This window comes from Clostridium sp. BL-8 (genome assembly GCF_002006495.1).
GTDB lineage: Bacteria > Bacillota > Clostridia > Clostridiales > Clostridiaceae > Clostridium.
In genome coordinates this window covers 1-11,693 of sequence record NZ_LZZL01000128.1, presented here as the reverse complement: position 1 = coordinate 11,693, position 11,693 = coordinate 1, and the positions used below count along the sequence as shown (strand labels likewise).

8 protein-coding genes and 1 pseudogene are annotated in these 11,693 nt (G+C 29.7%); 8 read left to right on the top strand and 1 reads right to left on the bottom strand.

The window, feature by feature from the left end; genetic code table 11:
• From CLOBL_RS25235 to CLOBL_RS25220, 4 genes and pseudogenes are all read left to right on the top strand, one after another.
• Window positions 1-242 (top strand): annotated as a pseudogene (locus tag CLOBL_RS25235) (mannitol dehydrogenase family protein); the annotation flags it as partial.
• Window positions 243-643: 401 nt separating this feature from the next.
• On the top strand, window positions 644-2,050 hold the full coding sequence (gene uxaC / locus CLOBL_RS25230; RefSeq protein WP_077861525.1) for a glucuronate isomerase: 1,407 nt from the start codon (window positions 644-646) through the stop codon (window positions 2,048-2,050).
• Window positions 2,051-2,088: 38 nt separating this feature from the next.
• Window positions 2,089-3,594, top strand: coding sequence for an MFS transporter (locus CLOBL_RS25225; RefSeq protein WP_077861524.1), 1,506 nt, complete (start codon window positions 2,089-2,091; stop codon window positions 3,592-3,594).
• A gap of 162 nt (window positions 3,595-3,756) precedes the next feature.
• On the top strand, window positions 3,757-4,179 hold the full coding sequence (locus CLOBL_RS25220; protein ID WP_077861523.1) for an HIT family protein: 423 nt from the start codon (window positions 3,757-3,759) through the stop codon (window positions 4,177-4,179).
• Window positions 4,180-4,338: 159 nt separating this feature from the next.
• Here the strand turns inward: CLOBL_RS25220 and treR are convergent, their stop codons facing one another.
• The gene (treR, locus tag CLOBL_RS25215) at window positions 4,339-5,049 is read right to left on the bottom strand and encodes a trehalose operon repressor (RefSeq protein ID WP_242953919.1); all 711 of its coding nucleotides are present in this window, start codon (window positions 5,047-5,049) and stop codon (window positions 4,339-4,341) included.
• 626 nt (window positions 5,050-5,675) lie between these two features.
• On the opposite strand from treR, the gene treP reads away from it, so the two are divergent.
• From treP to CLOBL_RS25195, 4 genes are all read left to right on the top strand, one after another.
• Window positions 5,676-7,091, top strand: coding sequence for a PTS system trehalose-specific EIIBC component (treP, locus tag CLOBL_RS25210; RefSeq protein WP_077861521.1), 1,416 nt, complete (start codon window positions 5,676-5,678; stop codon window positions 7,089-7,091).
• A 24-nt stretch (window positions 7,092-7,115) separates the two neighbouring features.
• Window positions 7,116-8,768, top strand: a complete 1,653-nt coding sequence (treC, locus tag CLOBL_RS25205; RefSeq protein ID WP_077861520.1) for an alpha,alpha-phosphotrehalase — start codon at window positions 7,116-7,118, stop codon at window positions 8,766-8,768.
• A 262-nt stretch (window positions 8,769-9,030) separates the two neighbouring features.
• Window positions 9,031-10,410 (top strand): MATE family efflux transporter, encoded by a 1,380-nt coding sequence (locus tag CLOBL_RS25200; protein WP_077861519.1) that lies wholly within the window; start codon window positions 9,031-9,033, stop codon window positions 10,408-10,410.
• A 78-nt stretch (window positions 10,411-10,488) separates the two neighbouring features.
• The gene (locus tag CLOBL_RS25195) at window positions 10,489-11,448 is read left to right on the top strand and encodes an aromatic acid exporter family protein (protein ID WP_077861518.1); all 960 of its coding nucleotides are present in this window, start codon (window positions 10,489-10,491) and stop codon (window positions 11,446-11,448) included.
• Window positions 11,449-11,693: the final 245 nt, after the last annotated feature.

Sequence of the window (11,693 nt, the reverse complement as noted above, 5' to 3'; positions counted from 1 at the left end):
TAATGGAATTAAGTCCAGATCCATTATTAGATGAACTAAAGAAATATGTAGCTAATATAAAATTAGGTACTACAGAACAATTAGGAGATACTCTAAGACCAATACTAATAAATGAAGAAATTTTTGGAGTAAATCTTTATGCCGTAGGTTTAGGAGAAAAAATTGAAGGTTATTTCACTGAAATGATTTCTGGAACTGGTGCTGTTAGAGCGACTTTAGAAAAATATTTAGAATGCAAATAATCTAATATTGCTATAAAACAGAGGCAAAAAATAAACATTTTTATCATTCTTCATCTATTATATTCTGGCAAGTAATATAAACAAAGAATGATAAGAATGCTTATAAAAATTAATTAGAAAATGATTATATCATAAGTTAGGTGAATTAACAAATTGACGAAGTCGAGATAAATAATTGATAAGCTTTGAATAACTAAGTTAAAGGAGTTAATTTAACTGAATTTAAAAAAATAAAAAATATATAATGGTTAATAGGACAATCAAAGAAAACGTTGTAGTAAAGTGTTGAATAAATACAAAACACAATAATGCAGTGAAAAGCATGTAAAGTGTATTATTAACCAAATATATTCAATGCTTTACAAATATAAAATATTTATTTGAAAGTAGGATGATGAATTTTGAAGAATTTCATGGATGAAAATTTTTTATTATCTAATGATACTGCGATAGAATTATACCACAACTATGCTAAGGAACTTCCTATTATTGATTATCATTGCCACATTGATCCTAAAGAAATATATGAAAACAAAAAATTTAAAAATATAACTGAAGCGTGGTTATATGGAGATCATTATAAATGGAGAGCAATGAGAAGTAATGGTGCTGATGAAAAATACATCACAGGGGACGGAAGTGATTATGATAAGTTTTTAGCTTGGTCTGAAACTATACCTATGGCAGTAGGAAATCCGCTTTATCATTGGACACATTTAGAACTTCAAAGATTTTTTGGAATAGATGAACCTCTTGATGAGGAAACTGCTCCAATGATTTGGAAGAAGGCTAATGAATTACTTAGCGGAGAAGGTTTTAATGTAAGAGATTTAATTTTAAAATCAAATGTTGAAACTATATGTACAACAGATGATCCTACTGATACATTAGAATACCATATAAAGCTTAAAGAAGATACTAGTTTTAATGTAAATGTTTTACCTACTTTTAGACCTGATAAGGGTGTAGAAATAAAGGCGGGTGACTTTATTACATGGGTAAAGGCCTTAGGAGATATATCAGAAATAAACATAAATAATTATGATAAGTTCCTACAAGCTTTAGACTCAAGAATAAGATTTTTCAATTCAGTAGGATGTAAAGTTGCAGACCATGGTATAGACGGTGTAGTAGTTTATGCGGAAGCGACAAAAGAAGAAGCGGCAGCAATATTTGCTAAAGCATTGGAAGGTAAAAATATAACTGCAGATGAAGAAAAGAAATACAAAACTTATACATTAAGACATGTATTTAAGCTTTATCATGAACTAGGATGGGTAATGCAGCTTCATATTGCAGCACTTAGAAGTAACAATGCAAGAATGTTAGAAAAAATAGGAGTTAATACTGGTTTTGACTCAATTAATGATGAAAGTATAGCTTATCCGCTTTCAAGACTTTTAGATTCAGTAGATAAAGAAAATGCGCTTCCAAAGACTATTTTATATACATTAAATCCAAAGGATAACTATGTTCTTGGAACAATGATAGGTAATTTCCAAGGTGAAGGGATTCCAGGAAAAATGCAATTTGGTGCAGCTTGGTGGTTTAATGATAATAAAGACGGAATGATTGAACAAATGAAAGCATTAGCAAATCTTGGACTATTAGGACGTTTTGTTGGAATGTTAACTGATTCTAGAAGCTTTCTATCATATACAAGACATGAGTATTTTAGAAGAATTGCTTGTAATTTGATTGGAGAATGGGTTGAAAATGGTGAAGTTCCTAAGAATATGAAATTGCTTAAGAAAATTGTTCAAGGTGTATGTTACAACAATGCAAAAGAATATTTCGGATTTAACTAAAATAAGAGTACTTAAGTAAAGAAAGTGAGGAAAAACATATGTCAAATAATAATAGAAAAATTACGATAGCTAGAGGCGTTGGTTATGGATTAGTTGATTTAATGGGTGGTGGTGCATTTACCATTATCGGAGCATTTTTACTATTTTTCTACACAACATTTGCAGGATTAACACCAATTCAAGGTGCATCTATAATTGCGATTGCCCGTGTTGTGGATGCAGTTGCCAGTCTTTTTATCGGTAGTATATCAGATAACTTTTATAAGACTAAGCTTGGAAAGCTTTTTGGAAGACGTCGTTTCTTCTTATTAATTGGAGCACCTTTAATGGCAGACTATGTGCTACTATGGGTGACAGGAAGAAGTTATGTATTCTATTTAGTTACATATTTAGCTTTTGAAATAATTGCAGCTATGGTATTAATTCCATGGGAGACATTACCTGCTGAAATGACAAAAGGCTTTGATGATAGAACTAAATTATCTGCATCAAGAATGTTTATATCAGCAACTGGTACATTTTTAGCTACTTTTGTTCCGGGAAGATTAATAGCTTTCTTTGGTGAAAAAAGTTCACAAGCATATTTTTTAAATGGTTTAATTTTCGCTATCATTTATGCAATTTGTATATTAATAGCTCACAGAGTAACTTGGGAAAGAGATCTTACACCTGAAATGGAAGCAGAAATAGCAAAAGGTTCTCAAAGTAAGAGTTTTGGTGAACAAATAACAGGAATAATAAAAGTAGCTATAGCTTATATATCTACTTTAAAGCTTAAAGCTTTCAGAAAACACTTAGCAATTTATATATGTTCATTTACTGCTAAAGATTTATTTAATTCTGTATTTGTATATTTCTGTGTATTTAACTTAGGAGTTTCATCTACTACTGCAGCTAATGTACTTTCACTTAGTATCATTGGTATACCTGTAACAATCCTAGGTGGAATTATGATGATTAAGGTTGGACCAAGTAACTTATATAAATTCTCTTATACAATTATGATTATATGTCTATTAGGATTTTATGGACTTTATGCAGGTCATTTAGGATCAAATATTGTATTATTATTTGTAATTGGTACTATTTATCAAGTTGGAAGAAGCTTATTAGAATTTACTCCATGGAATGTATTCCCTTTCATCCCTGATGTTGATGAAATGGTTACAAGACAAAGAAGAGAAGGACTTTTCGCAGCAGTTATGACTTTTACTAGAAAGAGTAGTGTTGCTTTAGCTACATTTGTTCTAGGAGTTGTATTAGAAGAAAGCGGATTTGTAAAAGGGCAAACAACTCAATCACCACATGTAGTAGCAACTATAGCAAATCTTTTAGCAATTGGATGCATAGGTTTACTTGTATTAGCATTATATTTCGCAATAACATTCAAACTTAATAAAAGAACACATGGTATATTAGTTGATGAAGTTGAGAGATTAAAAAATGGCGGATCAAAGGCTGATGTTGATGCAGAAACAAAAGAAATTGTTGAAAATCTTACTGGTTATAAATATGAAAATGTATGGAAAGAAACTACAGTATAAATTGGATATTTAAATTAATTTAAAGTTTAAATAAGTTAAAATGAAAAAATGATATCCTATCTCTATAGATATTTTAACTTGATTTTATGGCTGTCTTAAGATAGAAGATGAATTGCTATTTTAAGGCAGCTAATTTTGATATACACGTTAGGAGATTTTAATATGAATAATAAAATTAATTGTCTTTATTGTGATAAAGATGAAAAACTTGATAATCTAATGATTAAAATTTGTGAGCTTAATGTATCCACCCTTTATTTATTCAAAGAGCAAAGTCATGAGGGGAGATGTGTTGTTGCTTATAACAAACACGTAAATGAATTATTTGAATTAGAAGATAAAGAACTTGAATTATTTATGAAGGATGTTACCAAAGCAGCTGCAGCAATAAAGAAAGCATTCTCACCGAAAAAAGTAAACTATGGGGCATATTCAGATACCCTTCCTCATCTTCATTTTCATGTAGTTCCTAAATATGAAAATGGTTATTCATGGGGTGGTGTATTTGAAATGAATCCTCAAAAGACATATTTAAGTGATAAGGAATATAGCGAGAGAATTAAGGTTATAAAAGAAAATCTATAATTCATACTGATTAAAAATTAGGTATTCACACAAAAATTTCTTGATTTAAATCAAATAATTTACTAATAATAAAAATATTTTAATCAGGAAAGATAGTCATGAAAATCATTGTAGTAGCATTTTGAATTAAGCTTACTAAGAAAGAATCTTAGTAAGCTTTTATTCAGTTTTTCGGGTAGATGAAGATTCAACAAATACAAATTTATCTGGCCTATGACGAGATTCTGTATATTCAAAGAGTTTACCAGAATCAGTATAAGCATATGTTTTTACGATAACAACACAATCATAAGTGCCTAAATCTAGATAACGCTTATCTAATTCAGTTGCGTGTTCAACCACTATAATCTTTTTTGAAGCAAGAATCTTAGTATGTAATTCTTTTTCTATATATTCATATATTGATTTTTGTGCTATTTCTATAGTTAGGTCTTTAACTACATCTGAGCTGAAATAGTTGATATCAAGGATTATAGGTTCATTATCAAGAAATCGGATTCTATGAAGATGATATACTTCTGTATATGGCTTTAATGCAGTTTTTTTTGATAAGTGATCATTTATTGTTATCTTTGAAAAGTTAACTACACTTGTAGTGAATTTCTTTTTTAGCTTTAGTTCCTGAAGACCTAATAGGTTTCCAATAGGAAGTTCAATAGATTCTCGGCCATCTAGAATAATAACACCTTTTCCTTTTACACTTTCAACATATCCATCTTTACTTAATTCACTGATAGCTCTTCTAACAGTATTTCGGCTGCATTTAAAAGTATTTACTAATTCCATTTCCGTAGGAAGCATCATAGAAGCATCATATTTACCATCATCTATATTATCTTTCAATGTATGATATATATCTTTAAATTTCACATTGGGCAAAAAAAACACTCCTTTAAAATATGTTTAATCAAATTTATACACTTCAATTATACTTCACTTTTAAATATAAGTTAACTAAATGTTAAAGAAACTAAATAAGAAAAGTAAATCTTATATAATTAATTATAGCTGCATATAAAATATTTATACAAAATGTGGAATTTGTATAATTTATTTAAACAAATATAATGGTTATGATATATTTGTTTAAACATATATGTTATAAAATATATTTTGAACAATGGCTATATATCAAGCAGTTCGTATATTTTAAAAATTTGTTTAAACAAATTTAGAGAAATATATTGACGATATGTTCAAAAAAGAATATTATGATAATGTAAACATTTAAAATAAGGTTTAATTAATGGATCCAAATTCAAAAATATTAAATGTTTTTACTGAACTTATATAATATGCAGATCTGCAAATGAAATTCTTCAATGAAGAAAACGATAATATATGAGTCGAGTAAACGTATACCAGCTAAAAAGATACATAAAGGAGAAAATAATTATATTACATCAAAGTTTAAATTTTAAAAATGTATATCTAAATATTAATCAACATCTGTGAAATAATTCATTAAAAATAAAATTCATTTGGAGGTATTATTTATGGGTAAATTTGAAAATGATTCTAAGGAATTGCTAAAATATGTTGGCGGAAAAGAAAATATATCAGCTGTTACACATTGCGTCACTAGAATGAGATTTGTGCTAAAGGATCCAAGTAAAGCTGATAAAGATGCAATTGAAAAATTGAAGAGTGCTAAAGGAACATTTACTCAGGCAGGGCAATTTCAAGTTGTTATTGGAAATGAAGTATCAATCTTTTACAATGATTTTATAAAAATTTCAGGTATAGATGGTGTAAGTAAAGATGAAGTAAAAAGTGCTGCTAAAAATAATATGACTTTTATGCAGAAACTTATGGCTAATATAGCAGAAATATTTACGCCTCTTATTCCAGCTATCGTTGTTGGAGGTTTAATATTAGGATTTAGAAATATTATTGGAGATATAAAGTTATTAGATGGTGGAACTAAGTCTTTAGTTGATGTATCTCAATTCTGGGCTGGAACATATAGTTTTTTATGGCTAATTGGTGAAGCAATATTTCAATTTTTACCTGTTGGAATAACATGGTCAATAACAAAGAAAATGGGGACAACCCAGATTCTTGGTATAGTACTAGGTATCACATTAGTTTCACCACAGCTTTTAAATGCCTATTCAGTAGCAAGTACAGCAGCAGATAAAATTCCTTTTTGGGATTTTGGATTTGCGCAAGTGAGAATGATTGGATATCAAGCTCAAGTAATACCAGCAATAATGGCAGGTTTTGTATTGGTATTCCTTGAAAGAGGAGTAAGAAAGATAAGTCCAGCATCAATATCAATGATAGTTGTACCATTTTTTGCATTAGTTCCAGCTGTCTTAGTTGCACACATTGTAATAGGGCCTATAGGCTGGGCAATTGGATCTGTAATTTCACAAGTAGTATATGGAGGACTTACATCATCATTTGGAGCTGTTTTTGCTGCAGTTTTTGGATTCTTATACGCACCACTAGTTATTACAGGACTCCATCATATGACCAATGCAATAGATCTTCAATTAATGGCACAATTTGATGGAACATCATTATGGCCAATGATAGCCTTATCTAATATTGCGCAAGGTTCAGCAGTGCTTGCAATGATATATTTACAAAGAAAGAATGAAGAAGCTCAAGAAGTTAATGTTCCAGCTTGCATTTCAGCTTATCTTGGAGTAACTGAACCGGCAATGTTTGGTGTTAATCTAAAATATAGCTTTCCATTTTTGTGCGCAATGATAGGTTCAGCTACTGCAGCAGTTATTTCTGTTGGAAGTGGAGTAATGGCAAATTCCATTGGTGTTGGAGGTCTTCCAGGAATTCTATCAATTAAACCACAATTTATGCTAATTTTTGCTGTGAGTATGATTACAGCTATTGCTATACCATTCATATTAACAGTAATTGTAGGAAAAAGAAAAGGAATTAATTAAACAGGAGGAAAGGATAAAGGCATCATGAAGGATTTTAAGAAAAGTACTGTCTATCAAATATATCCTAAATCATTTTATGATACAGACGGTGATGGATTTGGAGATTTAAATGGAGTAATAGAAAAACTAGACTATTTAAAAAATTTAGGTATAGATTATATATGGCTTACTCCTTTTTATCCTTCACCTCAAGTAGATAATGGTTATGATATTGCAGACTATTATAATATAGATGAGAGCTTTGGAACATTAGAAGATTTTGAAAAATTAATTAAGGAAGCAGAAGCAAGAAATATATATATAATGCTGGATATGGTTCTTAATCATACATCAACTGAACATAAATGGTTTAAGAAAGCATTGATGGGAGAAGAGAAATATAAGAGTTTTTATATTTTCAAAGAACCAGTAAATAATAATGCGCCAACAAATTGGAAATCTAAGTTTGGAGGCAGCGCTTGGCAGTATGTAGAAGAATTTGGTGAGTATTATCTGCATCTTTTTGACAAGACACAAGCCGATTTAAATTGGGATAATGAAGAGGTACGAAAAGAAATTTATAATATAGTGAATTATTGGATAGAAAAAGGTGTCAAAGGCTTAAGATTTGATGTTATAAATTTAATATCAAAACCTGAGAAATTAGAAGATGATTCAGAGGGTGATGGAAGAAAATTTTATACAGATGGCCCAAAGATACATGAATATCTTAAAGAGCTTAATGAAAGTACTTTTGGGAAAGATTCTGATATTATAACAGTTGGAGAAATGTCATCAACTTCCCTTGAAAATTGCATAAGATATTCAGATCAAAAAGAAGAAGAATTATCAATGGTATTTAATTTTCATCATTTAAAAGTTGATTACAAAAATCAAAATAAATGGGAATTGCAAGAATGCGATTTTAAAAGCTTGAAGAATATATTTAATGAATGGCAGCTAGGAATGCAGGATGGCAATGGATGGAATGCTGTCTTTTGGTGCAACCATGATCAACCACGTATAGTGTCAAGGTTTGGAAATGATGGTAAATATCATAGGGAATCGGCTAAAATGCTGGCAACAATGATTCACCTATTAAGAGGCACACCATATGTATATCAAGGTGAAGAGATAGGAATGACAAATGCATATTTTACTGATATTGATCAATATGTAGATGTAGAGAGTTTAAATTACTTCAAAATATTAAAAGAGCAAGGCATAGATGAAGCTGAAATATATAAAGTTTTGCAGGAACGTTCAAGAGATAATTCAAGGACACCAATGCAGTGGGATGCTTCTAAAAATGCTGGGTTTAGTAAAGGAAAACCATGGATTAGTGTAAATTCTAATTATAAAGAGATAAATGTTTTGAATAGTCTAAATGATGAAAACTCAATTTTCTATCACTATAAAAAATTAATTTTCTTGAGAAAGCAGTATGATGTCATAGCTTATGGAAGTTATATACCTATACTAGAGGATAATGATTTTGTGTTTTCATATAAAAGAGAATATAAAAATGAATCTTTGATTGTGATTAATAATTTTTTTGAAAAGGAAGTTGAAATAAAGTTAGATATTGAAGAATTAGAAAAATATAAATCCATAATTACAAATTATGATGAAAGAGATTTACAATCAGTGTTTACCTTAAAACCATACGAATCAATAGCATTTTTAAAAACAGTTTAAGAATTTCAATTCATGAAAACATAGGGAAAGTATATTACCCTATGTTTTTTTCATATCTTAGTATTTTATTTTGATATTGAAAATAAAAGAGAGTTTATATTCTTCCAAAAGCAATGAAAGGGGTATATAATTAACATAGAATAGAGAACACGTGTGCATAAAGTAGATAGTAGTAATAATTTATAGTGTATGTTAAGTTATTGCAAAAACATACGGTATAATTAAAAATAACATAGAAGTATTATTATCTGCTATTTTTTATATACGTAAGAAGAGGATTGGGGAGTGGAAAATATTGATTACAGACATGACAAAAGGGAATATATCAAGACACTTAATTAAATTTGCAGTTCCTTTGGTACTAGCAAATTTATTTCAATTAACTTATAATGCAGCAGATTCAATTATTGTAGGAAGATTTGTAGGCACAGAAGCTTTAGCAGCTGTTGGTACAGCAAATCCTATAATGAACATCATAATATTCTTTATTATAGGAATTTGTATGGGAGCTTCAGTACTTATGAGTGAATATTTTGGAGCTAATGATATAAAAAAATTCAAGAGAGAAGTTTCAACTACTATGATAGCTGGACTTATATTTACTTCAATTGTAATTATATTAGGCATAATATTTATTGAACCAATATTAAAGTTAATACAAGCTCCACAAGAAATAATACCAGATGCTGCAGCTTATTTAAGGATTATATTTTTGGGACTAATTTTTACATTTTTATATAATGCATTTGCTTCAATTTTACGCAGCATAGGTGATTCAAAATCTCCATTGATTTTTTTAGCCATTTCAGCAGTATTAAATGTGGTAATGGATATTATATTTGTAGTTTATTTTAATATGGGGGTTATCGGTTCAGGAATAGCAACTGCAACAGCTGAAATGTTTTCAAGCCTTTTTTGCATTATCTATATTTATAAAAAGGTGCCCTTATTGCATTTCTCAAAAAATGAAATTATACTAGATAAAAAGTTATTAAAAATCACTATAAATTATAGCTGGGTCACAGCAATGCAGCAAACTTGCTTGTATGTGGGAAAAGTTTTTGTTCAAGCTGCCGTTAATCCTCTAGGTGTGGATGCAATTGCAACATTCAATGCAGTTAACAGGGTAGATGATTTTGCGTTTACTCCACAACAGAGTATTAGCAGTGCGATGACTACATTTTTAGCCCAAAATAGAGGCGGTGAAAAACATCATCGGATAAAGGAAGGGCTTTGGACAGGATTAAAACTTGAAATGTTATTTTGGTGCATACTTGTCTTTTCAGTATACTTTGGAGCAAATAACTTGATGAACTTATTTGTCCCAAATGAAGGATCAAAAGTTATAGAGTTAGGAGCAACATATCTTCATTTAATGGCATTTTTCTATATACTTCCAGCATGGACAAATGGAATACAAGGATACTTTAGAGGAATGGGAGATTTAAAGGTTACTTTAAGATCTACTTTTGTTCAAATGGTTGGAAGAGTATTATTTGCTTATTTACTTGCTCCGAGGTTTGGTATAGTTGGTATTGCTTTAAGCTGTCTGGGAGGATGGATTATAATGCTTTCTTATGAAGTTCCAATACTTATAAAGCATAGAAAAGAACATGCTAGGTTTATAAAAAATTTAACATAAAAGAATAGATGAAATGCTTTAGGTATATGATAATAGACCGAAAATGTGCCTTAGGATATAGGAGTGGAGAAGATTCGTATGATTAAATATTTACAGTCGAAAGTTTTTAAAATGGCTTTGTCAGCTACAATAGCAATAATGATATCAAATTATATTGGGTTACAGTTTGGAGTAACCTCAGGTATAATTGCAATCCTTACTATTCAGGATACTAAGAAGGAAGCATTGCTAATCGGAGGAAGGAGAGTAATCACAGCTGCAATAGCTATACTTTTATCTTTTGTATTATACATCTTGCTTGGTAATAATCCTATTGTATTTGGACTGTTTTTGATAATTTTTATATCAACTACTCAACTTCTAAAAATGAGTGAAGGCATGGTGCCTGGAGCAGTACTTTCAACTCATCTTTTAACAAGCACAAATATAAATGTTTCATGGATAATAAATGAAGCACAATTAACCATAATAGGAATTGGTGTTGCAATGTTATTTAATTTATATACAGCTTCTTTAGAAGATGAATTTGAAAAGAATAAGGTAAGAATAGAAGATTGTTATAGAGCTATATTATCAGACATGGCAGTAAGCTTGGTAACTCAAGCCGTACCAGTTTATGAACGAGAAATATTATTGGAAGTTGAGAAACTTATTAAAAAGTCTAAAGATATAGCGCGGACCATAAATAATAATCATTTATTTAAGAAAAACGATTATTATCTAAATTATATAGAAATGAGAATAATACAATTAGATACAATGAAAAGAATGAAAAAGCATTTTTCAAGATTTTATATGACTTATGATCAAACTAAAATATTATCGGACTTCACCAATAATGTTGCAATGAATCTTCATGAGAATAATGATTGTATTGAACTTATTGATAAATTAAATTTACTTAGAAAAGATTATGCAGATATGGAACTGCCTAAAAATAGAAACGAATTTGAAAACAGAGCTTTATTGCTTCAGTTTTTAAATGATTTAGAAGACTTCTTAATTGTAAAGAAAAAATTTAAAGAGTCTATACTATAGATAAACACCTTTAAACTTAGAGTTAAGTGGTAGCTTAACGAAATCATAAATATTTTTATTCCGAAAAACTATAAAAATATCGCTGAAGGTTCTAAGCAGCAGGTTGTATCCACTTTAGCATGTTCCAACTTTCAGTTTGACAAGCTAAAGTGGAACAACCTTTAGAGGAAACTCGATTCACATCCGTTCACTGAGTACTCACAGAGTAAGCGACCATCATCAAATCATAGATTTGAGATGTCTGC

What these genes read in the sequence shown, in the direction of transcription:
- treC (WP_077861520.1), top strand. Translation starts at nt 7,116, where the DNA reads ATGAAGGATTTTAAGAAAAGTACTGTCTATCAAATATATCCTAAATCA.
- CLOBL_RS25225 (WP_077861524.1), top strand. Translation starts at nt 2,089, where the DNA reads ATGTCAAATAATAATAGAAAAATTACGATAGCTAGAGGCGTTGGTTAT.
- CLOBL_RS25220 (WP_077861523.1), top strand. Translation starts at nt 3,757, where the DNA reads ATGAATAATAAAATTAATTGTCTTTATTGTGATAAAGATGAAAAACTT.
- treP (WP_077861521.1), top strand. Translation starts at nt 5,676, where the DNA reads ATGGGTAAATTTGAAAATGATTCTAAGGAATTGCTAAAATATGTTGGC.
- CLOBL_RS25195 (WP_077861518.1), top strand. Translation starts at nt 10,489, where the DNA reads ATGATTAAATATTTACAGTCGAAAGTTTTTAAAATGGCTTTGTCAGCT.